This window comes from Kitasatospora sp. Root107 (assembly GCF_001424875.1).
GTDB lineage: Bacteria > Actinomycetota > Actinomycetes > Streptomycetales > Streptomycetaceae > Kitasatospora.
In genome coordinates this window covers 47,261-72,973 of record NZ_LMCT01000010.1, presented here as the reverse complement: position 1 = coordinate 72,973, position 25,713 = coordinate 47,261, and the positions used below count along the sequence as shown (strand labels likewise).

At 72.1% G+C, this 25,713-nt stretch carries 23 protein-coding genes and 2 tRNA genes; 13 read left to right on the top strand and 12 right to left on the bottom strand.

The features are described 5' to 3' along the window. Nucleotides 1-33: 33 nt before the first annotated feature. On the bottom strand, nt 34-855 hold the full coding sequence (locus ASC99_RS10030; protein WP_057230388.1) for a maleylpyruvate isomerase family mycothiol-dependent enzyme: 822 nt from the start codon (nt 853-855) through the stop codon (nt 34-36). 168 nt (nt 856-1,023) lie between these two features. On the opposite strand from ASC99_RS10030, the gene ASC99_RS10025 reads away from it, so the two are divergent. From ASC99_RS10025 to ASC99_RS10015, 3 genes are all read left to right on the top strand, one after another. Continuing rightward, the gene (locus tag ASC99_RS10025; RefSeq protein ID WP_057230429.1) at nt 1,024-1,821 is read left to right on the top strand and encodes a carbon-nitrogen family hydrolase; all 798 of its coding nucleotides are present in this window, start codon (nt 1,024-1,026) and stop codon (nt 1,819-1,821) included. 177 nt (nt 1,822-1,998) lie between these two features. Next, on the top strand, nt 1,999-2,886 hold the full coding sequence (locus ASC99_RS10020) for a GntR family transcriptional regulator (RefSeq protein ID WP_063857052.1): 888 nt from the start codon (nt 1,999-2,001) through the stop codon (nt 2,884-2,886). Between the two features lie 45 nt (nt 2,887-2,931). Beyond that, nucleotides 2,932-3,579, top strand: a complete 648-nt coding sequence (locus ASC99_RS10015; RefSeq protein ID WP_057230386.1) for a hypothetical protein — start codon at nt 2,932-2,934, stop codon at nt 3,577-3,579. A gap of 70 nt (nt 3,580-3,649) precedes the next feature. Here the strand turns inward: ASC99_RS10015 and ASC99_RS10010 are convergent, their stop codons facing one another. After that, nucleotides 3,650-4,435, bottom strand: coding sequence for an SLATT domain-containing protein (locus ASC99_RS10010; RefSeq protein WP_057230384.1), 786 nt, complete (start codon nt 4,433-4,435; stop codon nt 3,650-3,652). 471 nt (nt 4,436-4,906) lie between these two features. On the opposite strand from ASC99_RS10010, the gene purD reads away from it, so the two are divergent. The 4 genes from purD (at nt 4,907) to ASC99_RS09990 (ending at nt 10,863) form a co-directional block, all read left to right on the top strand. After that, complete coding sequence (gene purD / locus ASC99_RS10005; RefSeq protein WP_057230381.1) at nt 4,907-6,148, top strand: phosphoribosylamine--glycine ligase; 1,242 nt, start codon at nt 4,907-4,909, stop codon at nt 6,146-6,148. Nucleotides 6,149-6,641: 493 nt separating this feature from the next. Continuing rightward, nucleotides 6,642-8,201, top strand: coding sequence for a hypothetical protein (locus ASC99_RS10000; protein ID WP_057230379.1), 1,560 nt, complete (start codon nt 6,642-6,644; stop codon nt 8,199-8,201). Nucleotides 8,202-8,366: 165 nt separating this feature from the next. Next, entirely contained in the window at nt 8,367-9,902 is a 1,536-nt protein-coding gene (locus ASC99_RS09995; protein ID WP_057230377.1) for a N,N-dimethylformamidase beta subunit family domain-containing protein, read from the top strand. A gap of 61 nt (nt 9,903-9,963) precedes the next feature. After that, entirely contained in the window at nt 9,964-10,863 is a 900-nt protein-coding gene (locus ASC99_RS09990) for a phosphoribosylaminoimidazolesuccinocarboxamide synthase (RefSeq protein WP_057230375.1), read from the top strand. 159 nt (nt 10,864-11,022) lie between these two features. Here ASC99_RS09990 and ASC99_RS09985 read toward each other — a convergent pair whose 3' ends face one another. The 7 genes from ASC99_RS09985 to ASC99_RS09955 all read right to left on the bottom strand — a co-directional run bounded on the left by ASC99_RS09985 (nt 11,023) and on the right by ASC99_RS09955 (nt 15,469). Then, nucleotides 11,023-11,631, bottom strand: coding sequence for a response regulator transcription factor (locus ASC99_RS09985; protein ID WP_057230374.1), 609 nt, complete (start codon nt 11,629-11,631; stop codon nt 11,023-11,025). Further along, on the bottom strand, nt 11,628-12,851 hold the full coding sequence (locus tag ASC99_RS09980) for a sensor histidine kinase (protein ID WP_057230372.1): 1,224 nt from the start codon (nt 12,849-12,851) through the stop codon (nt 11,628-11,630). The genes ASC99_RS09985 and ASC99_RS09980 overlap by 4 nt, the downstream gene beginning before the upstream one ends. An 80-nt stretch (nt 12,852-12,931) precedes the next feature. Further along, nucleotides 12,932-13,726, bottom strand: coding sequence for an ABC transporter permease (locus ASC99_RS09975; protein ID WP_057230370.1), 795 nt, complete (start codon nt 13,724-13,726; stop codon nt 12,932-12,934). After that, nucleotides 13,723-14,694, bottom strand: a complete 972-nt coding sequence (locus tag ASC99_RS09970; protein WP_057230368.1) for an ABC transporter ATP-binding protein — start codon at nt 14,692-14,694, stop codon at nt 13,723-13,725. The genes ASC99_RS09975 and ASC99_RS09970 overlap by 4 nt, the downstream gene beginning before the upstream one ends. Before the next feature lie 147 nt (nt 14,695-14,841). Then, nucleotides 14,842-14,914, bottom strand: a tRNA-Gly gene (locus ASC99_RS09965). A 25-nt stretch (nt 14,915-14,939) separates the two neighbouring features. After that, nucleotides 14,940-15,012: transfer RNA gene (locus ASC99_RS09960), tRNA-Gly, on the bottom strand. 139 nt (nt 15,013-15,151) lie between these two features. Next, on the bottom strand, nt 15,152-15,469 hold the full coding sequence (locus ASC99_RS09955; protein WP_057230366.1) for an Lsr2 family protein: 318 nt from the start codon (nt 15,467-15,469) through the stop codon (nt 15,152-15,154). A gap of 465 nt (nt 15,470-15,934) precedes the next feature. On the opposite strand from ASC99_RS09955, the gene purS reads away from it, so the two are divergent. From purS to ASC99_RS09935, 4 genes are all read left to right on the top strand, one after another. Further along, nucleotides 15,935-16,189, top strand: a complete 255-nt coding sequence (purS, locus tag ASC99_RS09950; RefSeq protein ID WP_033250393.1) for a phosphoribosylformylglycinamidine synthase subunit PurS — start codon at nt 15,935-15,937, stop codon at nt 16,187-16,189. Next, a complete protein-coding gene (purQ, locus tag ASC99_RS09945; protein ID WP_057230364.1) occupies nt 16,186-16,863 on the top strand; it encodes a phosphoribosylformylglycinamidine synthase subunit PurQ in 678 nt (225 codons plus the stop codon). Before purS ends, purQ begins: the two co-directional genes overlap by 4 nt. Further along, complete coding sequence (gene purL / locus ASC99_RS09940; RefSeq protein ID WP_057230361.1) at nt 16,863-19,118, top strand: phosphoribosylformylglycinamidine synthase subunit PurL; 2,256 nt, start codon at nt 16,863-16,865, stop codon at nt 19,116-19,118. Before purQ ends, purL begins: the two co-directional genes overlap by 1 nt. 61 nt (nt 19,119-19,179) lie before the next feature. Further along, nucleotides 19,180-20,013 (top strand): maleylpyruvate isomerase family mycothiol-dependent enzyme, encoded by an 834-nt coding sequence (locus tag ASC99_RS09935; RefSeq protein ID WP_057230359.1) that lies wholly within the window; start codon nt 19,180-19,182, stop codon nt 20,011-20,013. Between the two features lie 168 nt (nt 20,014-20,181). Here the strand turns inward: ASC99_RS09935 and ASC99_RS09930 are convergent, their stop codons facing one another. After that, nucleotides 20,182-21,036 carry a DUF3152 domain-containing protein gene (locus ASC99_RS09930; RefSeq protein ID WP_057230357.1) on the bottom strand — a complete coding sequence of 285 codons (855 nt, stop codon included), beginning with the start codon at nt 21,034-21,036 and terminating at the stop codon, nt 20,182-20,184. A gap of 191 nt (nt 21,037-21,227) precedes the next feature. Between ASC99_RS09930 and ASC99_RS09925 the strand changes: the two genes are divergently transcribed. After that, the gene (locus ASC99_RS09925) at nt 21,228-21,647 is read left to right on the top strand and encodes a DUF3151 domain-containing protein (RefSeq protein WP_057230355.1); all 420 of its coding nucleotides are present in this window, start codon (nt 21,228-21,230) and stop codon (nt 21,645-21,647) included. 82 nt (nt 21,648-21,729) lie between these two features. Here the strand turns inward: ASC99_RS09925 and fbaA are convergent, their stop codons facing one another. Beyond that, the gene (gene fbaA, locus ASC99_RS09920) at nt 21,730-22,752 is read right to left on the bottom strand and encodes a class II fructose-bisphosphate aldolase (RefSeq protein WP_057230353.1); all 1,023 of its coding nucleotides are present in this window, start codon (nt 22,750-22,752) and stop codon (nt 21,730-21,732) included. A 323-nt stretch (nt 22,753-23,075) separates the two neighbouring features. On the opposite strand from fbaA, the gene ASC99_RS09915 reads away from it, so the two are divergent. Beyond that, a complete protein-coding gene (locus tag ASC99_RS09915) occupies nt 23,076-23,783 on the top strand; it encodes a DedA family protein (protein WP_057230352.1) in 708 nt (235 codons plus the stop codon). A 48-nt stretch (nt 23,784-23,831) separates the two neighbouring features. Here ASC99_RS09915 and ASC99_RS09910 read toward each other — a convergent pair whose 3' ends face one another. Next, a complete protein-coding gene (locus ASC99_RS09910) occupies nt 23,832-25,655 on the bottom strand; it encodes an alkyl/aryl-sulfatase (protein ID WP_057230350.1) in 1,824 nt (607 codons plus the stop codon). Nucleotides 25,656-25,713 lie beyond the last annotated feature (58 nt).

Genomic DNA, 25,713 nt, shown 5'->3' with positions numbered 1-25,713 from the left:
ACCGACCGCAGGTCGACGGATTATGACGCCACGTCAGGGCGTGACGGCGAAGTGGGCGAGGATCCGGGCGCCGAGTTCCTGGTCGCCGTCGATCTTCACCGGGCCGGGGCGGCCGCGTCCGCAGGCCAGGCGGAGGTAGGTCTCCCAGTCGAGGGTGAGCCGGACGTCGGGGGCGAGGCTGACGGTCTCGTCGATGGTGGCCCGGCCGTCCTCGTCGATCCGGACGGTGCGGAGGAACTCGAGCGGGCCCGAGACGTCCAGGGCGAGCGTGGTGCCGGGCGGGGCGCCGACGGACTTGGCGAGCACCTTGGGGAGGCCGGCCAGCATGATGTCGCGGGAGATCAGGGCGGCGGCCGAGTCGAGGTTGCCGGGGACGCCGAGCGCCCGGCGGAGGTCCTGCTCGTGCACCCAGACGTCGAAGGCGCGCAGCCGGAGCAGCTCGGTGTACGGAACGTCCCGGGAGAGCGGCCCGGCGGGCCAGCGGACCAGGTCGTCCGCCTCGTGCTTCGCGTTGCGCAGCGCGCGCGAGCGGCGGATGACGGTGTACTCCAGCTCGCCGGTGATCTCGGGTGCGGTGTGGCAGCGCCGCTTGTCGACCGGGAGCTCCATGTAGCGGGCGAACTCGCCGGTGACATGCCGGAGGTCGCCGGGGAGCGAGTGGATCGGGCGGGGGTCGCCGAGGAGCTCGGACTCCAGGGCGATGACATGTGAGACGACGTCACGGACCGACCAGCCGGGGCATTCGGTGGGCCGGTTCCAGGCGTCGGTGGGCAGCGGGGCCAGCAGCTCGGCTATCGCCTCGATGGTCTGCGTCCACGCGTCGATGCAAGCCTGCACGGTCTGGTTCTCCGTCACGGGATTCTCCGGCCCTCCGTCAGCTTCCGTACTGTGCCGCCCTGGAGCGCGAACCCGGGTGTTCCGGCTTCCGGGCGGCGGCGCTAACCGCACGTTACGCTGCCGGGTGACAGCCGGGCAGTGCTTTCGGGTGACGATCGTAGGACTGGTCTCATGGACGGTGGTAGTGTGCGCGCTTCATTGATCCAAATCGACGTCTCGGACGTCGAACCGCCCGCCGAACGGCGGGCCAGGGTAGCCGCGTTGGTCCGTGCCCAGGAGGGCGCCGACCTGGTGGTACTGCCCGAGCTGTGGCCGCTCGGCGGCTTCGCGTACGACGCCTGGTCGGAGGGTGCCGAGCCGCTCGACGGGCCGACCGCCGAGGCGATGTCGGCCGCCGCCAGGGCCGCCGGAGTCTGGCTGCATGCCGGTTCGATCGTCGAACGCGATCCGGACGGCCCGATCTACAACACCTCCCTGCTGTTCGCCCCGGACGGCGAGCTGACCACCACCTACCGCAAGATCCACCGCTTCGGTTTCGACAGCGGCGAGGCGATCGCGATGGGTGCCGGGCAGGAGATCGTGGCCACCACCACCGAGCTGGGCACCATCGGGATGGCCACCTGTTACGACCTGCGCTTCCCCGAGCTGTTCCGGGCCCTGCTGGACGCCGGGGCCGAGCTGCTGCTGATCCCGGCCGCCTGGCCGGAGCGGCGGCGCGAGCACTGGACCCTGCTGGCCCGGGCCCGGGCGGTGGAGGAGCAGGCCTACGTGCTGGCCTGCAACACCGCGGGGACGCACGGCGGGGTCGAGCAGGCCGGGCACAGCATCGTGGTCGACCCGTGGGGCAAGGTGCTGGCCGAGGCCGGGGCGGGCGAGCAGGTGCTGACCGTCGACTTCGACCCGGCGGGGGCGGCCAAGGCCCGCTCCGAGTTCCCGGTGCACCGCGACCGGCTGCTCGGCATCCCGGCTCCCGTCCAGCGCTGACCGGCCCGGTACGGCGCTGACCGGGCCGCCCCGGGCGGCCGGGTGCGTGTCCGGATATGGACACTGTTAGGGCTCTTGCGCACCAGGTGGGCGCATTTGAGAAGATGAGCCCTGGTCGTGTTCCGCTCGGAGCGGCCGGCGAGCAGGGCCGAGCCCGGAGAGGAGGCTGTCGCCCGGATGTCCAGCCCCACGGCTCCCCCCGGCGACGGCCGCCCGGCGATCCAGCGCAACAGCCTGCGCGAGCAGATCGCCGCCGCGCTCCGCGAGGAGATGATGGCGGGCCGCCTGGCGGCCGGCCGCAACTTCACCGTCAAGGAGATCGCCGAGCTGTACGGCGTCTCCGCCACCCCGGCCAGGGAGGCCCTGGTCGACCTGGCGGCGCAGGGCCTGCTCCGGGCCGAGCACCACCGCGGCTTCACCGTCCCGGAGTTCGACTGGTCGGACTTCGTGGAGATCTTCGAGGCCCGCACCATGCTGATGGACAGTGCCTTCCGCCAGCTCGGGGCCCGCGCCAGCGGCTACGACTGGCGGCGCCTGCCGTCGCTGCGCCGCCGGGCCGAGGCGGCCCAGCGGGCGTCCCGGTCCGGCCAGCTGGACGTGCTGGTCGGCTGCGACCTGCGGTTCTGGCACGAGGCCGGTGCGCTGCTCGAGAACACCCGGGTCTCCGGCTACCTGGGCTGGCTGCGGGTGCAGTCCTGGATGTTCGCGGCGCCCTATCTGCGCGCCGCCGGTGAGCTCGAAGGGGTCTGCTGGGACCGTCACCCGGATCTGGTCGACCGGATCGAGGCCCGGGACGTGTCGGGGGCGCACCAGATGGTGAACGAGTACAACCTGTTCACCGTGGAGCTGCTGGCCCGGCTGAGCGGCCGGCCACTGGAGTCGGTGGCGGTGCTGCCGCTGCTCCGCCGTCCGGTGGCGGAGTGTCCGGCCCCCGCCCCGGCCGCGGCGGGGGGTGAGCTCGGTCTCGGTCTGGTGCCGCTGCCCCGGGCCGTCCCACCGGGTCGTTTCGGCCGCCCGCTGCAGTCCGGTGCCGGGGCCGGTACCGAGGAGCCGGTGGCGCAGTAGGGTGGGCTCTTCCCGTGTCCGCCCTCTGAGAGGAAGAGCCGGCCCATGGCCTGCGACCTCTGGCTCGTCCCGCTGGTGGACGTCCTGACGCACAGCCCCGAGAACCCGTTCCGGGACGACCTCGTACGGTACAACGCGGCCCTGGTCGCGCACGGTCTGCCCGAGGTCCCGGTGTACCGGTACTCGCCGGAGCTCAGCGGCTCGGTGGAGCCGATCGCCGCTTTCGACTACGACTCGCTGCACTTCCTGCGGCGGGCCTACCTGCTGGGACTGACCGGCTTCGCGATCGAGCCGGTGGACGCGCTCGGGGGTGACTACGAGCAGCTGCTGGAGATGTTCGAGTCGACCGCCGAACAGTCGCACCTGGTCTGGCACTTCGACCACGCCGGGGCGTACGTGCCGATCGACTTCCAGCTCCCGCTGGTCGCGGACGAGCTGCTGGCCGCCGGCGGCCCGCTCGGTTCCTCGTACGGTCTGCTGCGTGAACTCCAGGCGGTGGCGCCGGTGTTGGGCCTCGATCCGCTGAACCCGCCGGCTCCGACCCGGCCGCTCGCGCCGACCGATCTGGAGCAGACCTTCGAGCCGCCGATCGACGACCAGCACCCGTTCGCCCGGGAGCGGCACGCCTGGGCGGGGCTGTACGCGGCGGCGACCCGGAGTGTCACCCAGGGCTCGATGATCGTCTTCGCCTGAGCCCGTCCCTGCCTGATGCATCGTTTCTGCGCGGACGCCCCGGCCGGGGCGTCCGCGCAGACCGAGGCGCCTAGCGCAGCGGGCCCTCCGGCGGGCGCTGCCGCGGCATGGTCGGCCGGGTGCCCGGCGGCGGCAGGATCCGGACCTGGGCGCCGGCACCGCTCTCGGTGCGGCCGCCCCACGGGCCCGGGGACTGGGTGGGCAGCTGGGTCATGGTGGCGCGGAACTCCAGCATCCACTCCGAGGTCTCGCCCCTGACCACGTCCGAGACGTCCTCGCAGAACCGGCGCAGCACGCCGAGACAGCGCTCGGCCGCCTCGCCCGCCGTGCCCTCGGTCGGGCCGAGCACCTCGCGCACGCACTCCGAGGCCCAGTCGAACTGGAACGCCTCCAGCCGGCGCTGCAGCGCCTGGGCGGTGCTGACGTCCCGCATCCAGCCCGAGGTCTGGCCGAACGCCCGGTCCACCCCGAGGCAGGCGGCGGAGAGGGCCAGACCGACGTAGCCCCAGCTCGGCGAGGCCCAGGAGACCCCGCTGAGCGAGAGCAGCGGATCGGTCAGCCCGGCCACCGCGAACCCGGCCGCGCCGAACCGCAGCAGCCTGGCCCAGCGCCGCTTCCAGACCCGGTCCCTGCGGTACCAGTCGATCGCCTCGACGGCCCGCTCCTCGGACCAGCGGTAGAGCTCCTCCAGCCGCTCGGCGGGCTCACCCCAGTCGCCGAGCGGGAACTGGCGGGCACTCAGATCGGTGCGGCGGCGGGTGGGGGTCAGTGCGGCGGAGGCCACGACGGGCTGGTCCTCCTCACCGACTTCCTTGCCCCAGGGGCTCTCCTCGGGCTGCATTTCCGGCTGGCTCACCTGTGGGGCTCCCTGTGGCGGGCGGACTGCTGAGGCCCTGGCGGGTACCGGGCCTGACGGTGCGTCGAGCGGCCAGTGTTCCGGACACCGGCCAGGTGTGACACTTCGTCGGACGGTCGGCACCGCGAGCGGTGTGGGTCGCCCATGGTGTCGTGCAACGGTGACGGCCGGTGCTCGTCCAACAGCACTTCTTACCGCCAAATGGCTGACCATGTGGCCGCTTCGGCAGCGATCGTTATCGGAATTCACCCCATCAAGCCGAGGTGGGAGAGTTGCGGCGGTCGGCGAGATTTCACCCTTCCGAGCGAGTCCGTCCGGTCCCGTCGCCCTGACCCGGCCACTCTGCCCGGCCCTCAGGGGCGCAGATCTTGGAGTTTCCTCCAGCCACCGGCCGCCCGTCGCGGCCAGTGACTGGAGGTTCCGACGGGACCGGCGACCGGCCCGATCCGGCCACCGACTACCCTTCAAGGCGTGAAGGTCCTCGTCATCGGCGGCGGCGCCCGCGAACACGCCCTGTGCCGCTCTCTGTCCCAAGATCCCGCCGTCACCGAGCTGCACTGTGCCCCGGGTAACGCCGGGATCGCACAGGTGGCGACGGTCCACCCGGTCGACCAGCTGGACGGTGCGGCCGTGGCCGCGCTGGCCCGGCGGCTCGGCTCCGAGCTGGTCGTGGTCGGCCCGGAGGCCCCGCTGGTCGCGGGGGTCTCGGACGCCGTCCGGGCGGCCGGCATCCCGGTCTTCGGCCCGTCCGGGGAGGCCGCCCAGTTGGAGGGCTCCAAGGCCTTCGCCAAGGACGTGATGGCCGGCGCCAACGTGCCCACCGCCCGCTCCTACGTCTGCACCACCGAGGCCGAGGCGGCCGAGGCGCTGGACGCCTTCGGCGCCCCGTACGTGGTGAAGGACGACGGCCTGGCGGCCGGCAAGGGCGTGGTGGTCACCACCGACCGCGCCGAGGCGCTGGCGCACGCCGTCTCCTGCGAGCGGGTGGTGATCGAGGAGTTCCTGGACGGTCCCGAGGTCTCGCTGTTCGCGATCACCGACGGCGTCACCGTGCTGCCGCTGGTGCCCGCGCAGGACTTCAAGCGCGCGCTGGACGGCGACCAGGGCCCCAACACCGGCGGCATGGGCGCGTACTCGCCGCTGCCGTGGGCCCCCGAGGGCCTGGTGCAGGAGGTCCTGGAGACCGTCCTGCAGCCGACCGTGGACGAGCTGCGGCACCGGGGCACCCCGTTCTCCGGCCTGCTCTACGCCGGTCTGGCGCTCACCTCGCGCGGCACCCGGGTGATCGAGTTCAACGCGCGCTTCGGCGACCCGGAGACCCAGGTGGTGCTGGCCCGGCTGCGCACCCCGCTGGCCGGGGTGCTGCTGGCCGCCGCCAACGGCACGCTGGGCACCCTGGAGCCGCTGCGCTGGGACGAGGGCGCCGCGGTCACCGTGGTGATCGCCTCCGAGGGCTACCCGGCCGCCCCGCGCACCGGTGACCCGATCGAGGGCCTGGCCGAGGTCGAGGCCGAGGGCGCGTACGTGCTGCACGCCGGGACCGAGGCCGGCCAGGACGGCGAGGTGCTGAGTGCCGGTGGCCGGGTGCTCTCGGTCACCGCGGCCGGGGCCGACCTGGCCGAGGCACGCGAGCTGGCCTACCGGGGGGTCGCCAGGATCTCGCTCAAGGGCGGGCAGCACCGCACCGACATCGCGCTGAAGGCGGCGCAGTAGCCGACCGTCCGTGAGGGCGCTGCGACCGGGTCATCCCACCGGACGCAGCGCCCTTCGGCGTTGTCGGGCACCAGTCGCCACACCGGTCGGCGGCAGGATTCCAGCCCTTCGGGTGATCCGGTCGCCATCCGGCTGACGCGGCCGGGCCCCGGGTCGTAGGGTGCGCTGCATCGCGTCGGCGGGCTGCCCGCCGGTGCGGCCGCCGCCGGGTGTCCGGGCGCGGCCGGGGGGATGCTGTCGGTGGCGCTCGGTCCGGCCGTCGTGTCACCAGGACGGGTGGAAACGGTAGCGATCCGGAACGCCTGCCCACAGGCAGGCGTCAGAACTGTCAGAAGTGCCATGCACGATGCACAAGCGGGGCCGACGTCCGTCGTCCCCCGTTCGGATACTGATCATTTCGAGTCGGCTCGGGTGTCCGGGTCGTGGCCGACCTCCCTGTACCGGAGGGCGCCGCGATCCGTGGACGCCGGCTCCGAAGGGGGTGCCGCGCCGTATGGCCGCTGTCGACGCAGCCCGCGCACGTGCCCAGGCCGTGCTCCGGGTCCGTGGGCGGGCACTGGGAGTCGCCGCGCTGCCCGCCGCCCTCGCGGTGGTGCTGTTCGCGGGCCGGTTCACCGGCCGGATCGGCGCGCCGGGCTCCGCCGACGCGGCGGCCTGGGACCTGGCCCGCTGGGTGGTCGGCGTGCTCGCCGTGCTGGTGCTCCTCGCCACCTGGCTGGTGGCCAGGACGTACACCAGAGCGGTGCCGCCGCGGACGCCCGCGGTGCCGATCGCGGAGTCCGCCGCCCCTGAGCTCTACCGGCAGATCGGTGAGCTGGCCGAGCGGCTCGGGGTGCCCGCCCCGTCCGGGATCGCGCTCACCCCCGACTGCGACAGCTGGCTGGAGGAGGTGCACCGGCCGGGCCGGCGGCGCCCGACGGGCCGGCCCGTCCCGGTGGCAGGGGAGGTGCTGTCCGGCGGTCCTGACCGGGCGGCGGAGCCCGCGCCGGTGCTGGTGATCGGCTCGCCGTTCCTCTGGTGGATGCGGGCCGGAGAGCTGCGCGCCCTGCTGGCCCCGGTGGTGGCCGGTACGGCGGCGGCTGCCGATCCGGACATCGCGGCCGCCCGGCGGTTCCTGCGCGGACTCGACGCCTCGCTCGGCGAGCCCCGGCGCGGGCCCGCCGCCCTGCTGGACCGGCTCACCAAGCTGCTGCTGAACGCCTGCCGGGAGCACTCGGCCGAGCTGGAGCGGGCGGTCGCGGCGGCCGCCTCCGAGCAGGCCAAGTCGGTCGACTACGGTCTGCGGATCGCCGCCCAGGAGCAGGTCGGCCTCGCCTACGCGGGCTGGGACAGGCTGCTCACCCGGGTCGCGCTGCCCGCCTGGCGGCTCGGCCGCCACCCGGCCCACCTGAACGCGGGGGTGGTCGCCGCCCTCACCGAGCTGTCCCGCCGGGACCGGCTGGCCGAGGGGTACGGCACCCGGCTCGGCGACCGTCCGGCCTGCGACCTGCTGGAGGAGCCGGGGTCGGTGGACGCGGCCGTCTCGCTGCTGGCGGCCGAGGTGCTGTTCGGGGAGCCGTTCGGCACCGCGGGCACCGGCTGGCGGGAGCTGGACTGGGCCGACTACCCGGCCGAGGTGGTCGAGCTCGGCTGGCGCGGCCAGGCCGAGGCGCTGCGCGCCGTGCTCGGCGACGGGGTGCCCGAGCAGTCCGCTCCCACCCTTCACCTGGTGCTGGCCCGGCTCGCGGAGGGCGGTGGCGAGCCCCTGGCCGCAGCACTCGCCGCGCACCTGGCGCGCACCGAGCAGATCGCGCCCCCCCTCCAAGTGGTCCGCAGCGGGCGGGACTTGCTGGTCGACCACGTCACCGCGCTGGTCTGCCTGGCGGCGGTGGACACCGGCCGCGGCCGGGCCGGCATGGACTGGCTGGACGGCCCGGTGCTGCTGCTGGGCGGTACCAGGCGCCCCGAGCTGGGCGCGCTGGTGGCCGATGCGGTGGAGCAGGGCAAGGACGCCCCGCTGCGGTCCTGGCTGGAGGCGGCCGGTCTGCGGCTGGCGGGCCCGGTCCGGCTCTGACGGTCCGCCGGATCGCTCCGGAGACGAACCAGATTTCAGTAAATACTTGTTGCTACGGTGGGGTGACGCAGCGCCAGCACTGTGGTGTGCTGGACCGCACGCACATCCGCCTGGCACATGCCACCGGGGGCCCGAGTCGGGCCGGTGCGAGTGTGGGAGGGGCGCGTGGGGACGGAACTCAACCGCCGCTGGGAGTCGGGCACCCTGAAGCACGGTGTCTCCGACCCCTTCGGCCAGGGCCCACTGCCGTGGCTGCGGAGCCCGGACCAGTACGTGGCCGGCATCGAGGGCGCGGTCCCGTGGTACGTCAGCCTGGACGCGCCCGGCCAGCTCCCGGCGGGTGTGCCCCGCCCCAGGCCGCCGGTCGGCACCCCGGCCAACTCCGACGACGTCCAGCAGCAGATCAAGGGCTTCGCCTCGGCCGGAGTGATCCGCCCCGGCGGCTCGATCGACCTGCGGGTCACGGTTAACCCGCCGCGCGAGTTCACCGTGGACGTCTACCGGATCGGCCACTACGGCGGCGACGGCGCCCATCACATGACGTCCAGTCCGCTGATCGCCGGGCTGGCCCAGCCCGCCCCGCTCGTGGTCGGCCGCACCGTCTCCTGCCACCACTGGTGGCAGTCCTGGCGGCTGCACGTGCCGACGCACTGGCGCCCCGGCGCGTACGTCGCGGTGCTGACCACCGCCGACAACCTGCACCGCAGTCACATCCCGTTCACGGTCAGGGACTTCGACGAGCACTCGCACCCCGCCGAGCTGCTGCTGGTGATCCCGGACGTCACCTGGCAGGCGTACAACCTGTTCCCCGAGGACGGCCAGAGCGGCGCCAGCCTCTACCACGCCTGGGACGGGCGCGGCGGGCTGCTCGGGGAGCAGGAGGCGGCCGTCACGGTCTCCTTCGACCGCCCGCACGCGGGCGCCGGGCTGCCGCTGCACGTCGGCCACGCGTACGACTTCATCCGCTGGGCCGAGCGGTACGGCTACGACCTCGCCTACGCCACCGCGACCGACCTGCACGCCGGTCTGGTCGACCCGGCCAGGCACCGGGCGCTGGTCTTCCCCGGCCACGACGAGTACTGGTCCGAGCCGATGCGGCGGGCCGCCGAGCAGGCCAGGGACGGCGGCACCTCGCTGGTCTTCCTCTCCGCCAACACCATGTACTGGCGGGTCGACCTCACCCCCAGCCCGGCCGGCGAGCCGAACCGGCTGCTCAACTGCCGCAAGCGCCAGCGCCTGCACCCCGGCCACCCGGCGGCGGGGACCTCGGGCAGCCAGAGCGCGCTCTGGCGGGACGCGGCCGAGCCCGAACAGCACCTGCTCGGCGTCCAGTACGCCGGCCGGGTACCCACCCCGGTGCCGATGGTGGCCCGGAACACCGGCCACTGGCTCTGGGAGGGCACCGGCCTGCACGAGGGCGAGGAGCTGGCCGGCCTGGTGGCCGGCGAGGCCGACCGCTACTACCCGAAGGTCGCGCTGCCCGAGCACACCGAGCGCGCCCTGCTCGCGCACTCCCCCTATCGGGACACCGCGGGCCGCATCCGGTACCAGGAGACCTCGCTCTACCGGGCACCCAGCGGCGCGTACGTCTTCGCCGCGGGCACCTTCGCCTGGTCACCGGCCCTGGACCGTCCCGGGCACACCGACGAGCGCATCCAGCGGGCCACCGCCAACCTGCTCGACCACCTGTGCAAGGAGTGAGCGGGCGGCGCATGAAAGACTCGGTGCCCAGAGCCCCCCTTCTCTGAGGACTGAGACGACCTTGAGCGGATTTGTCACCAAGCCCGAGCCGGTCCAGGTACCTGGTCTGGAACACCTGCACACCGGCAAGGTGCGCGACCTCTACCGGGCCGGCAACGGCGACCTGGTGATGGTCGCCAGCGACCGGACCTCCGCCTTCGACTGGGTGCTGCCGAACGAGATCCCGGACAAGGGCCGGATCCTCACCCAGCTCTCGCTCTGGTGGTTCGAGCGGATCGCCGACATCGTGCCCAACCACGTGATCTCCACCGAGGTCCCGGCGGGGGCGCCCGCCGACTGGGAGGGGCGCACGCTGATCTGCCGCGCTCTGGAGATGGCTCCGGTCGAGTGCGTGGCCCGCGGCTACCTGACCGGCTCCGGCCTGGTGGAGTACCGCAGGGACCGCACGGTCTGCGGCATCGCCCTGCCGGAGGGCCTGGTGGACGGCTCCGAGCTGCCCGCCCCGATCTACACCCCGGCCCTCAAGGCCGAGGTCGGCGAGCACGACGAGAACGTCCCCTACGAGGAGACCGCCCGCCGGCTCGGCGCCGAGCTGGCCACCACGCTGCGCCAGACCACCCTCGCGGTGTACGGCCGGGCCCGGGACATCGCTCGCGAGCGCGGCATCATCCTGGCCGACACCAAGTTCGAGTTCGGGCTGCTGAACGGTGAGTTGGTGATCGGCGACGAGGTGCTGACGCCGGACTCCTCACGCTTCTGGCCGGCCGACCAGTGGGAGCCGGGCCACGCCCAGCCGTCCTTCGACAAGCAGTTCATCCGCGACTGGCTGGCCTCGCCCGAGTCCGGCTGGGACCCCAAGGGCGAACTGCCGCCGCCGGCGCTGCCCACCGAGATCGTCGCGGCCTCCCGGGCCAAGTACGCCGAGGCGTACGAGCGCCTCACAGGCAACGCCTGGCAGTAGATTTCGCCGGGCGCCCGGGCGCCCGCTCCACCGTGTGGCCCCGCTCGGCCGCCAGCTCCAGCAGGTGGGCGGGCATGTTCAGCTCGTCCGGAGCGACACCTTGTACGAGGTCGGCGTCGCAGTTCCCCGAGCCCCTGGTCGTACCTGGTTGATCACTGTTTAGATCCAGCCGTGTTCGCGGGCGATCCGGACGGCTGCGTGGCGGTTCTCCGCGCCGAGTTTGGTGGCGGCGGCCGAGAGGTAGTTGCGGACGGTGCCGGAGGAGAGCGAGGCCCGTTCGGCGATCTCGGCGATCGAGGTGCCGTGGGCGGCGAGCTCCAGGACGTCGGTCTCGCGGGGGGTGAGCGGGCTCTCGCCGGCGGCTATCGCGTCGGCGGCCAGCTCGGGGTCGACGTACCGCCCGCCGGCCCGGACGGTGCGGATCAGACCGGCCAGGTCGGCGGCGGAGACGGTCTTCGGCAGGAAGCCCCGGACCCCGACCTCCAGGGCGCGCTTGAGGTAGCCGGGCCGCCCGTGCCCGGTGACGATCATGGTGCGGCACTCCGGCAGGACCCGCCGCAGCTCGGTGGCCACCTCGATGCCGTCCATCCCGGGCATCTGCAGATCCAGCACGGCGACGTCGGGACGGTGCGCCTTGGCCATCGCCAGCGCCTCGGGGCCGGTGGCGGCCTCGGCCACCACGGTGAGGTCGTCCTCCAGCGCGAGCAGCGCGGCCAGCGCGCCCCGGATCAGGTGTTCGTCGTCGGCGAGCAGGATGCGAATGGTCATCCGGTGGAGACCTCCATCGAGAGGGCGGGTGCGGTCAGCGGCAGGTCCACGGTGAGCCGGAACCGGCCGGGCCCGGCCGGGGGAGTGGCGAGTCGGCCACCGTACACGGCGAGGCGTTCGCGCAGACCGGTCAGTCCGGTGCCGCCGGTGCCCGGCTGACTCTCCGTCACGCCGTCGTTCTCGATCTCGAGCAGGGCCTGGCCGCCGCCGATCCGGAGCCGGATCAGGCAGCTGGTGGCCTCGCTGTGCCGGAGCACGTTGGTGGTCGCCTCGCGGACCGCCCAGCCGAGTACCGACTGTGCGGTGACCGGGAGTTGGTCGACACTGCCGAGTTCGACCTCGCAGGCCACGTCGGCGGCGCGGAGCACCGAGCGGGCGCCGGTGAGTTCGGCGTGCAGGTCGGCGGTGCGGTAGGCCCGGACCACGTCCCGGACCTCGCGCTGGGACTCCTGGGCGATCCGCTGCACCTCGGTCATCTGGTCGGCGGCCTCGGGGCGTCCCCGGCGGGCGAGTTGGGCGGCCAGCTCGCTCTTCAGCGCGATGGTGGTGAGGTTGCGGCCGAGTACGTCGTGCAGGTCGCGGGAGAACCGCAGCCGCTCCTCGGCCACCGCCAGCCGGGACTGGGTCTCCCGGGCACCGTCCAACTCCCAGACCACGCCCACCAGCCAGGCCGAGCAGCGGCAGGTGGCGGCGAACAGCAGGCAGGCCAGCGCGACGGCGGTGAGCACCCCGAGGGCGGTCCCGACCGGGAGACCGGCGATCAGCAGGGCGGGCAGCACCAGCAGCAGGACGGCGGCGGCCAGTGCACCGGAGAGCCGGTTCGGCAGGGCCACCGTGACCGGGCCGAACCAGAACATCAGCAGCACCGGCGTCAGCATGGCTCCGGTCGGCTGGGCGACCGGCGTGGTCAGCACCACGGCCCAGACAGTGGCCAGGGCCAGCCCGGTGGAGACCGCGAGCAGCAGGTCGGGCCGCGGCCGACGGCCCAGGTAGTGCGGCAGCGCGGCCCGGAGCAGCAGAACCGAGGCGACCGTCCCGACCAGCGTGCCGGCCACCAGCAGCTGCAGCGCCGGAGTGGACGGCCGGTCGGGATCGCTGCCGAGCGAGCCCAGGACGGCCAGCGGTTCGGCGCAGGCGGCCAGGTAGAGCGACCAGCGGATGTAGACCTCGGTCCGCTGCGGCTTCCCCAGCTCGCGCCAGCGGCGCAGCGGGTGGTGCACGTGGTCTCCTCGGGACGGCATCGGATGCGGCTGCCCTTCCTATCAGAGGGGCTGTCAGAGGGGCCGGTGCGGACCGCCGGTCAGCGTCGGGGCTCCCAGCGGAACCAGCGGTCGGTGGCCCAGCCGGCGGCGGCGATCCAGGCCAGCGCGAGGGCGAGCAGCGGGAGGGCGTCGGCCCAGGTGCCCGCGAAGCCGACGGCGGGGGCCGAGCCCTCGGTGCCGAACCAGCCGAGCCGGAGCAGCTGGAAGGCGGGGGTGGTGGGCAGCAGCCGGAAGACGGCGGCGAGCTGGTCGGGCATCGAGTCGAGCGGGAGGATCATGCCGGAGCCGAACTGACTGAGCAGCAGCACCGGCAGGGTGGTGATGCCGGCGCTCTCCACCGTCCTGGTGATCACGCTGGAGAGGGCGGCCAGCCCGACCAGCACGGCGATCAGCAGGGCGAGTCCGAGTATCACCAGCACCGGGTTGACCGGCAGCGAGAGGTCGAGACCGACCGCTCCGGAGCCGCACAGCACCACGCTCAGCAGCACCGCGAGGCTGACCGAGGGCACGGCGGTTCCGGCCAGGATCTCCAGGTCACGGGCCTCGCCGGTGCGCAGCCGCTTGAGCACCAGCTCGCCGCGCCGGGCGACGTACGCGGCGGTCAGGTTGTAGTAGACGACGAACATCGGGATCAGCCCGAGCAGTCCGGTGACCAGCAGGCCGCCGGTGCTGATCCCGGGGAAGTCCGCGGCCTGCTGCTTCATCGGCTCGGCCAGTCCGACCACCAGCAGCGGCGGCAGTGCCAGTGCGGTGAACAGGGCGGTCCGGTTGCGCAGCAGCAGGGTGGTCTCGGCCCGGCCGAGGGCGAGCAGGCGGCTGGTGGCGGTGGTCATCGGACGGCTCCGGTCGGCTCAGGGGTGGAAGGGGTGGAGGCGACGGCCAGGAAGGCCTCCTCCAGCGAGGCGCTGCGGGCATCCAGCGCACCGAGCGGGACCTCGTGCCGGGCGGCCCAGCCGAGCAGCTCGGTGAGGGTGGACTGCAGGGTCGGGGTCCGGACGGTGATCCGGCGGCCCTCGGCGGTGACCTCGGCGCCGGGCAGTGCGGGCAGTGCGACGGTCTCGAACCGGCCGCTGCGCTCCGGGAGTTCGAAGGCGATCCGGGACGGTCGGCCGGCGATCACCTCGGCCACGGTGCCCTCGGTGACGATCCGTCCGCCGTGCATGATGGCCAGCCGGTCGGCCAGCTCCTCGGCCTCTTCGAGGTAGTGCGTGGTGAGCAGCACCGTGGTGCCCTGGGCCCGGAGTTCACGGACCAGCCGCCAGGTGGCGGCCCTGGCCTCCGGGTCGAGGCCGGTGCTGGGCTCGTCCAGGAACAGCACCTCCGGGCGGCCGAGCAGGGCCAGCGCCAGGTCGAGCCGACGGCGTTCGCCGCCGGAGAGCTGCTTGACCCGGACGGTGCGCCGGTGCAGCAGGCCGACCAGGTCGAGCGCCTCGTCCACCGGGCGGGCACCGGTGGTCATCCCGGCCCAGGCCCGGCCGGTCTCGGCGACGGTCAGTTCGGACGGGAAGCCGCCCTCCTGGAGCATGATCCCGATCCGCGGCCGGACAGCGGTCCGCTCCCGGTACGGGTCGTGGCCGAGCACCCGGATCCGGCCCTCGGTCGGCGCGGCCAGACCCTCGATCAGCTCCATGGTGGAGGTCTTGCCGGCGCCGTTGGTGCCGAGCAGGGCGAAGAGTTCGCCCCGGCGGACGGTGAGGTCGAGGCCCCGGACGGCGTCGAAGCCGCCCGAGCCCGCCGGGCCGTAGTGCCGGTGCAGGCCGGTGACCTCGATGACGGGTGGCTCGGTGCGGCTGGTGTCCATGCCCCAAGCCTCCCGGCGGGGCGGCCCGGTGGGCAGTGCGTGCGGTCACCGGTCAGGGCCGCGTTCACACGGGTCGGCGGTGACAAATGTCAGTGGGTGGCGGCGAACACGACGAAGGGCCCCCTCGATGAGGGGGCCCTTCAACTGAGCGGACGACGAGATTCGAACTCGCGACCCTCACCTTGGCAAGGTGATGCTCTACCAACTGAGCCACGTCCGCACGATCTTCGGTTGTTTTCACTGCGAGCGGACGACGAGATTCGAACTCGCGACCCTCACCTTGGCAAGGTGATGCTCTACCAACTGAGCCACGTCCGCACGGTGCTTCTTGAAGCACCGGCCGCCTTCCGGTCTCCCGGCTTGGCGACAGAAAGAACTCTACCCCATCGGAACGAGTGGTCGCCCCACCCTTTCCGCCGGGGCGGTCGGGGTGGGGCGACGAGCCGGTCGGGCCAGGTCAGTTGGCCTCGGCGAAGGACTCGTAGACGTGCTTGGGAATGCGGCCCCGGGCGGGCAGCTCCATGCCGCGGGACTGGGCCCAGGCGCGCACGGCGGCCGGGTCCGGGGTGAGGGCGGTGCGGCGGAAGGACTTTCCGGCGCGGCTCTGCCGGCGGCCGGCCGCGACGAACGGGGCGAGGGCCTCCCGCAGCTTCTCCGCGTTGTCCAGGGACAGGTCGATCTCGTACGACTTTCCGTCCACGCCGAAGTGAACGGTCTCGGCGGCGGCGCCGCCGTCCAGGTCGTCGGAGAGCGTGACAACTACACGCTGAGCCATGGGTGTCGATCCTCTCGGGCAATTCGGCCGCCGGATGCGGGATGCGCCCGGGCGGCCCGATGTGCACCAGTCACGCGGGCGCTTGCGGGCAGGCAGGAAGCCGCGCTGGATACGCAGCACTCGCCGTCACCGGTGGCCCTATTCTGCACCCAAAGCGGGCCGAAATCGAAGAGTCCTGCTTTCTTTTCCGGATATTCACGTGTGTTCGCCGGTGGGTGATAGCGGGTGATGTGGATGGTCGTTCTGTCCCGTAGTGCCGGTATTCGGGCGTTCCAGAAGCGGCTGCGGAATCCGGCGTAAAGGGAGGCCGTCGCGGGCAGTGGGTAGGGCGGAACCCTTGGGACGTAAGGGGCAAAGGTCTACGCGCGTCGCCCTCTCCGGACCCGGCCCGGCCAGCAAAGTCGCCCGAATGCCCCGGTAGTCTGGAGGTCCCCCGCCTCACGCACCACACCACCGGGAGTGCCAGTGGCTCGCGTCGTAGTCGACGTCATGCTCAAGCCCGAGATCCTCGACCCCCAGGGCCAGGCGGTGCAGCGTGCACTGCCGCGTCTTGGATTCGCCGGGATCGCCGATGTCCGTCAGGGCAAGCGATTCGAACTGGAGCTGGAGGGTCCGGTCGACGACGCCGCGCTCGCCCGGATCCGGGAAGCCGCCGAGACCTTCCTCGCCAACACCGTGATCGAGGACTTCACCGTCCGGGTAGAGGAGGAGGGGAAGTGACCACTCGCGTCGGCGTCGTCACTTTCCCCGGTTCCCTCGACGACCGCGACGCCCAGCGTGCGGTCCGGCTGGCCGGCGCCGAGCCGGTCGCCCTCTGGCACCGTGACAAGGATCTCCACCAGGTCGACGCAGTCGTCCTCCCGGGTGGATTCAGTTACGGCGACTATCTGCGCTGCGGCGCGATCTCCCGCTTCTCCCCGGTGATGGACACCATCATCGAGCAGGCGAAGCTGGGAATGCCGGTCCTCGGTATCTGCAACGGCTTCCAGGTGCTCTGCGAATCGCACCTGCTGCCCGGCGCGCTCACCCGCAACGACTCGCTGCACTTCGTCTGCCGCGACCAGAAGCTGCGGATCGAGAACGCCGAGACCGCCTGGACCCGGGATTACTCGGCCGGGCAGGAAATCGTCGTCCCGCTGAAGAACGGCGAGGGCCGCTTCGTCGCCGACGGGCACGTGCTGGACCAACTCGAGGCAGAGGGCCGGATCGTGGCCCGTTACCTCGACGTCAACCCGAACGGTTCCTACCGCGATATCGCCGGCATCACCAACGCCGCCGGCAATGTCGTCGGTCTGATGCCGCACCCCGAGCACGCGGTCGAGCCGCTCACCGGCCCGAGCACCGAGGGCCTGGGCTTCTTCACTTCCGTCCTCAAGCAGTTGGTGAACGCCTGATGACTCTCGACACCGTCAAGAACGCCGAGCAGACGCCCGAGGCCGAGCAGCCCTGGTCCGAACTCGGCCTGAAGGCCGACGAGTACGCCAAGATCCGGGAGATCCTCGGCCGTCGCCCCACCGGCGCCGAGCTGGCGATGTACTCGGTCATGTGGTCGGAGCACTGCTCGTACAAGAGCTCCAAGGTGCACCTCAAGCAGTTCGGCGAGAAGAAGCCGGACAGCGACGCGATGCTGGTCGGCATCGGCGAGAACGCCGGTGTGGTCGACGTCGGCCAGGGTTACGCGGTGACCTTCAAGGTCGAGTCGCACAACCACCCCTCGTACATCGAGCCCTACCAGGGCGCGGCCACCGGCATCGGCGGCATCGTCCGCGACATCCTGGCGATGGGCGCCCGCCCGGTCGCCGTGATGGACCCGCTGCGCTTCGGTGCGGCCGACCACCCCGACACCCGGCGAGTGTTGCCCGGGATCGTCGCGGGCATCGGCGGCTACGGCAACTGCCTGGGCCTGCCGAACATCGGTGGCGAGGTCGTCTTCGACTCCTGCTACCAGGGCAACCCGCTGGTCAACGCGCTCTGCGTGGGCGTCATGAAGCACGAGGACATCCACCTCGCGCAGGCGTCCGGCACCGGCAACAAGGTCATCCTGTACGGAGCCCGTACCGGTGGCGACGGCATCGGCGGCGTCTCGGTGCTGGCCTCCGAGACCTTCGACGCGACCGGCCCGGCCAAGCGCCCGGCCGTCCAGGTCGGTGACCCGTTCCAGGAGAAGCTCCTGATCGAGTCCACCCTGGAGATCTTCGCCGAGAAGCTGGTGCTCGGCATCCAGGACCTCGGCGGCGCCGGACTCTCCTGCGCCACCTCGGAGTTGGCCTCGGCCGGCTCCGGCGGTATGCGGATCGAGCTGGACACCGTACCGCTGCGCGACAACACGCTCTCGCCCGAGGAAATCCTCATGAGCGAGTCGCAGGAGCGCATGTGCGCCATCGTCGAGCCCGGCAAGGTTGCCCGCTTCCTGGAGATCTGCGAGAAGTGGGACGTCATCGCCACCGTCATCGGTGAGGTGACCGAGGGCGAGCGGCTGGAGATCTTCTGGCACGGCGAGCTGGTCGTGGACGTCCCGCCGCGCTCGGTCGCGCACGACGGCCCGACCTACAACCGCCCGTACGCCCGGCCGAGTTGGCAGGACGCCCTGCAGGCGGACGCGCCGACCGCCGAGCGGCTGCTGCGCCCGTCCACGGGCGAGGAGCTGAAGGCGGCGCTGCTGGCGGTCGCAGGTTCGCCGAACCAGGCCTCCAAGTCCTGGATCACCGACCAGTACGACCGCTACGTGATCGGCAACACCGTGCTGGCCACGCCCGAGGACTCGGGCATGATCCGGATCGACGAGGAGACCAACCTCGGCGTCTCGGTGGCCACCGACGGCAACGGCCGCTTCACCAAGCTGGACCCGTACACCGGCGCCCAGTTGGCGCTGGCCGAGGCGTACCGCAACGTCGCGGCCGGTGGCGCCAAGCCGCTCGCCGTCTCCGACTGCCTCAACTTCGGCTCCCCCGAGGACCCGGACGTGATGTGGCAGTTCGCCGAGGCGACCCGCGGTCTGGCCGACGCCTGCCTGGTCCTCGGTACCCCGGTGACCGGCGGCAACGTCTCGCTCTACAACCAGACCGGCGACACCGCCATCCACCCGACCCCCGTGGTCGCGGTGCTCGGCGTGATCGACGACGTCACCCGGCGGACCCCGATCGGCTTCGCCGAGGAGGGCCAGCTGGTCTACCTGCTCGGCGACACCGCCGACGAACTGGGCGGCTCCGCCTGGTCGCAGGTCGCCCACAACCACCTCGGCGGCCTGCCGCCCAAGGTGGACCTGGAGCGCGAGCGGCTGCTCGGCGACATCCTGATCGCCGCCTCCCGCGACGGCATGATCGACGCCGCGCACGACCTCTCCGACGGCGGCCTGGCCCAGGCCCTGGTGGAGAGCTGCCTCAAGGGCGGCAACGGCGCGCGCCTGATCGTGCCCACCGGTCTCGACCCGTTCGTGTTCCTGTTCTCCGAGTCCGCGGGTCGCGCCATCGTGTCGATCCCGCGCAGCGAGGAGCTCCGGTTCAACGACATGTGCGGCGCCCGGGGCCTGCCGGCCACCCGGATCGGCGTGGTGGACGGTGACTCCCTGGAGATCCAGGGCCAGTTCACCGTCTCGCTGGCCGAGCTGACGGACGCGCACACCGGCGTGATCGAGGCGCTGCTCGCCTGACGGCGTCTCAGTAGTCGAAGGGGCGGCCCGGTTCGGGTCGCCCCTTCGGTACGCTCGCGCAATGGCGAACTCCGCGAACCGTCCCCGTAGTTACGACTCCGCCAAGGTGCGGTCCGCCCTGGCCGGGCAGACCGAGGCGCTGCGCGGTGTGGTGCACGAGCTGTGCGCCCGGCCGGACGCCGCTGCGTTGTTCGACCGGCCCACCAGGCTCGGGGACTGGAACGTCCGGCTGTTGGTCGCGCACCTGGGCTTCTGCCTGGACTGGCTGCCCCGGCACCTGGAGCAGCCGGTGCCGGACGGCGCACCGCTCTCGCTGGTGCAGTGGGTCGGCCTGACCAGGACGGCCGCCGCCGCGATCGACGCCGCCGTGCAGGAGCACGCGGAGGGTGCCTTCGCGGGCTCCCCGGCGGAGGTGGCGAAGGAGTTCGACCGCGCCTGCGACCTGCTGCTGGAGACCCTGGAGCGGCCCGAAGTCGCCGATCCCGCACGGCGGTTCGTGATCCGGTTCGGGCCGATCCTGCTGACCGACTTCCTGGTCACCCGGCTGGTCGAGACGGTGGTGCACGCGGACGACCTGGCGGCCGCCCTCGACCGGCCCGAATTCCCGCACGACCGGCAGGCCCTGGCCGCCGTCACCCGCCTGCTGGCGGACGCCTTCGCGGACCAGGTCCCGGGCGGTGCGGTCGAGCTGCGCATCCCGCCGTACGCGGTCGTCCAGGCCGTCCCCGGCCCCCGGCACACCCGGGGCACCCCGCCCAACGTGGTGGAGACCGACCCGATCACCTGGATCCGCCTCGCCACCGGCCGCACCAGCTGGGCCGAGGTGGTCGACGTCGCGGTGCACGCCAGCGGCGAGCGCAGCGACCTGGCGGAGTACCTGCCGATCATGGGCTGAACTTCTGGCAGGTGCTCCAGCATCTACCACCAGGGGCTCGGGGAACTGCGACGCCGACCTCGGAAATGGTGATCCGTGCGTGGGTGGCCAGGCGCTTTCGCAGTGGCCCGAACGCCAGATCTCCTCGCAGTTCCCCGAGCCCCTGGTGGTGCGCCCCGTGTGCCTCGACTACGGTCGCGCGGGCCCGCTGAGGTACTTGCCGGCCTCCGAGTACGGCCAGGCGTTGGAGACGCAGCCCTCCAGGCCGTAGATCTGCTGCATCATCGCCGGGGCCGGCTGGCCCTTGCCGGGGCAGCCGAGGTGGTTGCGGCCGATCCGGTGGCCGACCTCGTGGTTGATGATCAGGGCTCGGTACTCCTCGATCGGGCCGCTGAACTTCGGTGAACCGGTGTTCCAGCGCTTGACGTTGACCATCACCTGGCGGTCCACGTTGCAGTTCACCTCGCCGCCGGTGTCCAGCCCGGCCGTGGCGCAGATCTTGTCCACCGTCTCCGGGGAGGCGATCTTCACCGTGAAGTCGTAGCTGCCGGACGCCACCAGCTGGAACGAGTTCTTCCCGTCGGTGGTCCAACTCCGCTTGTCCGCCAGTATGTTCTGCACCTGCGTGGCGGCGGTCGCGGCGTCGATCCCGATCCCGTCCTCGACCTCCACCCGGTACTTGCGCAGGGTCTCGCCCTTGCCGGCCACCGGCCCGTTCGCCTGGACGGTGGTGAAGGTGCCGAGGCCCTTCCCCTCGACCACCGGGGTGGCGGCGGGCGTCGGTGTGGGTTCGACGGGCGGGGGAGTGGTGGCGACGGGGGACTCCGCGGCCGGGACCGCCCGGGCCTGTGTGGTGGGTGCGCCGACCGGCGTCCCGTCGGAGTCACCGGCCAGCTGGTAGGCGGCACCGCCGAGCACGGCCAGTACGGCGACCAGACCGACCGCGAGCACCCGTCGCCGCCGCCGTACCCGCTGCTTCCGCCGCCGCGCGCTGGCGGCGCGCCGACGGCTCGGGGCGGGGGAGCTGCTGGGGTTGGCTCGCACTACGGAAGCTCTCTGGTCGGCCGATAGAACTGACGCACTGTCGACCAGGACGATACCCGCAGCCCCGGCAGTTCCGGAGAGCCGGGCCCGGACCCTGCGGTGCTGTCCGACCGGTGGCCGGGCACAGGATCTTCGTGGTACCGCCCATCGGTCGTGGTTGACCCGGTCGGCTCGGCTGGCAGACTGCAGGTATGAGCATTCACCAGAACCTCCTCGGCGGTCCCGAGCCGACCCGACTGCCGGAGGACGAGCAGCCCTACCGGATGCTGGGCGAGGAGTCGGCCTCGCCGACCCAGGTCGCCGCAGCGTTCCCGACCTTCTCGCTGGCCTGGGCGATGCTGGCCGACGACGCCTTCGACGCCGGCCGGGTGGTCGAGTCCTACGCGTACGCCAGGACCGGCTACCACCGTGGTCTGGACTCGCTGCGGCGGGCCGGCTGGAAGGGCCACGGTCCGGTGCCGTGGGACCACCGGGGCAACCGCGGCTTCCTGCGCTGCCTGGCCGGGCTGGCCCGGGCCGCCGAGTCGATCCAGGAGACCGAGGAGGCCGACCGCTGCTGGACCTTCCTCAAGGACAGCAGCGCCGAGGCGTACGCCGAGCTGAAGCAGTAGTCGAAGCAGTAGCGGTCCGGACATGACGGAGCCCCCTCGACCGGGAAAGGGTCGAGGGGGCTCCGTCGTACGGAACTACCGACTACTTGATCCGGGTACCCGCGGAACGCAGGGCCTGGGTCGCCTCGACCACGCGGGCTGCCATGCCGGCCTCGGCCAGCTTGCCCCAGGTGCGCGGGTCGTAGGTGCTCTTGGTGCCGACCTCGCCGTCGACCTTCAGCACGCCGCTGTAGTTGCGGAACACGTGGTCCACGATCGGGCGGGTGAAGGCGTACTGGGTGTCGGTGTCGAGGTTCATCTTCACGACGCCGTTCTCCAGCGCGGTGGCGATCTCCTCGGCGGTGGAGCCCGAGCCGCCGTGGAAGACGAAGTCGAACGGGTCCTTCTTGCCGTACTGCTTGCCGATCTCGTCCTGCAGCTCGCGGAGCAGCTCCGGCTTGAGCACGACGTTGCCCGGCTTGTACACGCCGTGCACGTTGCCGAACGAGGCGGCCAGCAGGTAGCGGCCCTGCTCGCCCAGGCCGAGCGCCTCGGCGGTGCGGACGGCGTCGTTCACCGTGGTGTACAGCTCGTCGTTGATCTCGTGCGAGACACCGTCCTCCTCGCCACCGGTCGGGGTGATCTCGACCTCGAGGATGATCTTCGCGGCCTTGGCCTGGGCCAGCAGCTCCCGGCCGATGGCCAGGTTGTCGGCCAGGGTCTCGGCCGAGCCGTCCCACATGTGCGACTGGAAGAGCGGGTTCTGACCGTTCTTCACGCGCTCGGCGGAGATGGCGAGCAGCGGGCGGACGTAGCCGTCCAGCTTGTCCTTGGGGCAGTGGTCCGTGTGCAGCGCGACGGTGACGTCGTACTTGGCGGCCACGATGTGGGCGAACTCGGCGAGCGCGACGGCGCCGGTCACCATGTCCTTGCTGTGCTGGCCACCCAGGAACTCCGCACCACCGGTGGAGATCTGGACGATGCCGTCGCTCTCGGCCTCGGCGAAGCCGCGCAGCGCGGCGTGCAGGGTCTGGGTCGAGGTGACGTTGATGGCCGGGTAGGCGAACTTGCCCGCCTTGGCCCGGTCCAGCATCTCGTTGTAGACCTCGGGAGTTGCGATGGGCATGCGAATCCGCTCCTGTCGGTGCTCGGCGTACGGACGACCTGTCCGACGCTCGGTACGCCTTCGGTACGACGCGCGGTACCGGGAACGCCGACGCGGCTCTGCGGTGCGGCTGGTGGTACCTCGGTTCGACGGAGTCCGTCGCGGTGTGCACTGAGGGTGGGCGCTACCGCGGGCCGGACACCTGTGCCATCTTCCCAGACTCCCGCCCCGGGTCACCCCACGGCCCGCTGGTTGGGACGGACGGCGGCGGGAGAGGGGGTCGAGGGCGCCGGTACGGGAGGGACGTTGAGCCTCTCGTAAGGCGGGGGCGCTATCCTGCGCCCGTGGACTACAACCAGCTCGCCGTCAATCTGCTTGACGCCAAAGCCCTTGTCGCATCGGTGGGTGCGATCGGCATTCTGGCGATCATCTTCGCCGAGACCGGCCTGCTGGTCGGGTTCTTCTTCCCGGGCGACTCGCTGCTGATCCTGGCCGGGGTGGCCGCCTCCTCGGCCGCCTCCTCCGTCCTGGGCGAGGGCGCCCAGATGTCGATCGCGCTGCTGCTGGTGGGCGCGCCGGTCTGCGCCGTCGCGGGGGCCCAGCTCGGGCACTACTTCGGGGCCAGGGTCGGCCCGCGGCTGTTCGACAAGCCGAACTCGAAGATCTTCCGCCGCGAGTACGTGGTGAAGGCGGAGGAGTACTTCGAGAAGTTCGGCCCGGCCAAGGCCGTGGTGCTGGCCCGCTTCATCCCGATCGTCCGCACCTTCCTGAACCCGGTCGCGGGGACCCTGGAGATGCCGGCCAAGACCTTCTTCGTCTGGAACGTGGTCGGCGGGGTGCTGTGGACCGAGTCGATGCTGCTGATCGGCTACTTCACCGGTGACCAGCTCGCGCCGGTGATCGACCGGTACCTGATCCCGGCGATGGCGCTGATCATCCTGGTCTCGGTCTCGCCGATCATCTTCGAGGTGCTGCGCGAGCGGAAGAAGAAGAGGGCGGCCGCCGCGGAGAGCGGCGACCCGGTCTCCAGCGGCCGGCACCGCAAGGGCTGAGCACACGCACGACGAAGGGGGCCCCGGGCGGGGCCCCCTTCGGCATGTCTACGGCGTGACGATCGCGAAGTTCGGGTCCGGGGTGTCCAGCACGGCGAACAGCCGGGCCAGCGCCTGCGGGTCGCCGGACCGCTCGATCCCGTCCGGCTGTTGGCCGGCCAGCAGACCGAGCAGCTGAGGCTTGGTCAGGGTCAGCGTCAGGTCGGCCCCGCCCGCGCCGAGCGACTGCCCGGCCGGTGCGCTGCGGTGGGTCAGCGCGCCGTTGGAGAGGGTGAGCCGCCAGCCGCGCTGTTGGTCGGTGAAGATCCAGTCGAGGGTGAGCGGGGTGTCCCAGGCGCGCGGCCCGTTCACCCGGACCGCCAGCGAGTCGATCAGCTGATCGACCGTCAGGGCCATCGCCATCTCGGGGTTGGTCGTCTTCAGGTCCACCGTGGCGGGTGTGCCGCGCAGCTCCATCGCGGCGGTCAGGTAGAAGTTCCGCCAGGTGCCGTTCTCGGCGCCGTGGCCGAGCCGGTCGTAGACGGCGGCGAGTGCCTCGCGGGCGCCGGAGTGCTTCGGATCGGCGAAGACCGCGTGGTTGAGCAGGGTGGCGGCGAACCGGAGGTCGTCCTTGGCCACGTACTCCTGCGCCCGGCTCACCGTCGCGTCCGGGCCGCCGAGCAGCTCGACGTAGCGGGCCGCCTGCTCGGCCGGCGGGTGCGGCCAGAGGTTGGCCGGGTTGCCGTCGTACCAGCCCATGTAGCGCTGGTAGACCGCCTTCACGTTGTGGCTGAGTGAGCCGTAGTAGCCGCGCAGGGCCCAGGTCTGTTCCAGGGCCGGCGGCAGGGTGATCTCCTCGGCGATCTCCGGGCCGGTCAGTCCGGTGTTCAGCAGGCGCAGGCTCTGGTCGTGCAGGTAGGCGTAGAGGTCGCGCTGCTTGGTGAGGTACTCGCCGATCTTCTCCCGGCCCCAGGTCGGCCAGTGGTGCGAGGCGAACGAGACGTCGGTGTCCTCGCCGAAGAGCTGCCAGGCCTCGTCCAGGTAGTGCGCCCAGACCCGGGCGTCCCGGACCACCGCGCCGCGCAGGGTCAGCACGTTGTGCATGTTGTGGGTGGCGTTCTCGGCCAGGCAGAGGGCGTTGCGCTGCGGGAAGTGGAAGTTCATCTCGGCCGGGGCCTCGGTGCCGGGGGTGAGGTGGAAGACGATCCGGACGCCGTCCACCACCTCCTCCTGGCCGGTCTCGGTGATGTCCACGGTGGGCGCGATCAGCGTGATGGTGCCGGTCGACGTGGTCATCCCGAGCCCGGTGCCGATCTGGCCGTCGGGGGCCTTGGGCAGCCCGGCGCCGTACATGTAGACGGCCCGTCGGGTCATCGCGTTGCCGGCGTACACGTTCTCGCTGACCGCGTGCTCCAGGAAGCCGACCGGGGCGATTACCGGCACCGGTTCGTGGCCGTGCGGGACGACGCCCCGGGCGCCGCCGAAGTGGTCGCCGTGCGAGTGGGTGTAGATCAGGCCGGTGACCGGGCGGTCGCCCCGGTTGCGGCGGTACAGCGCCAGCGCGGCGGTGGCGGTCTCGGCGGAGATCAGCGGGTCGATCACGATCACGCCCTGGTCGCCCTCGACCAGGGTCATGTTGGAGAGATCCAGGCCGCGCACCTGGTAGATGCCCTCGGTGACCTTGAACAGACCCTGCCGGGCGCTGAGTTGGCTCTGCCGCCAGAGGCTGGGGTTCGCGGTCTCCGGGCAGTCCTTCTGGAGGAAGGCGTACGCGTCGTTGTCCCAGACCACCCGGCCGGTCGCGTCGGTGACGATCGCGGGTTCCAGGGCCTCCAGGAAACCGCGGTCGGCGTCGGTGAAGTCTTCGGTGTCTTCGAAGGAGGGAGTCGCCATGGGGCGACCCTGCCATGAAATGTCCGATTTCTCACGCTATGACGATGCCCGGTGTTTC

Bases quoted from the DNA above. Each gene is read 5' to 3' on its own strand.
- ASC99_RS10020 (WP_063857052.1), top strand. From the start codon at position 1,999: ATGTCCAGCCCCACGGCTCCCCCCGGCGACGGCCGCCCGGCGATCCAG.
- ASC99_RS10015 (WP_057230386.1), top strand. From the start codon at position 2,932: ATGGCCTGCGACCTCTGGCTCGTCCCGCTGGTGGACGTCCTGACGCAC.
- ASC99_RS10000 (WP_057230379.1), top strand. From the start codon at position 6,642: ATGGCCGCTGTCGACGCAGCCCGCGCACGTGCCCAGGCCGTGCTCCGG.
- ASC99_RS09985 (WP_057230374.1), bottom strand. From the start codon at position 11,631: ATGACCATTCGCATCCTGCTCGCCGACGACGAACACCTGATCCGGGGC.
- ASC99_RS09975 (WP_057230370.1), bottom strand. From the start codon at position 13,726: ATGACCACCGCCACCAGCCGCCTGCTCGCCCTCGGCCGGGCCGAGACC.
- ASC99_RS09970 (WP_057230368.1), bottom strand. From the start codon at position 14,694: ATGGACACCAGCCGCACCGAGCCACCCGTCATCGAGGTCACCGGCCTG.
- ASC99_RS09955 (WP_057230366.1), bottom strand. From the start codon at position 15,469: ATGGCTCAGCGTGTAGTTGTCACGCTCTCCGACGACCTGGACGGCGGC.
- purL (WP_057230361.1), top strand. From the start codon at position 16,863: ATGACTCTCGACACCGTCAAGAACGCCGAGCAGACGCCCGAGGCCGAG.
- ASC99_RS09935 (WP_057230359.1), top strand. From the start codon at position 19,180: ATGGCGAACTCCGCGAACCGTCCCCGTAGTTACGACTCCGCCAAGGTG.
- ASC99_RS09925 (WP_057230355.1), top strand. From the start codon at position 21,228: ATGAGCATTCACCAGAACCTCCTCGGCGGTCCCGAGCCGACCCGACTG.
- fbaA (WP_057230353.1), bottom strand. From the start codon at position 22,752: ATGCCCATCGCAACTCCCGAGGTCTACAACGAGATGCTGGACCGGGCC.
- ASC99_RS09910 (WP_057230350.1), bottom strand. From the start codon at position 25,655: ATGGCGACTCCCTCCTTCGAAGACACCGAAGACTTCACCGACGCCGAC.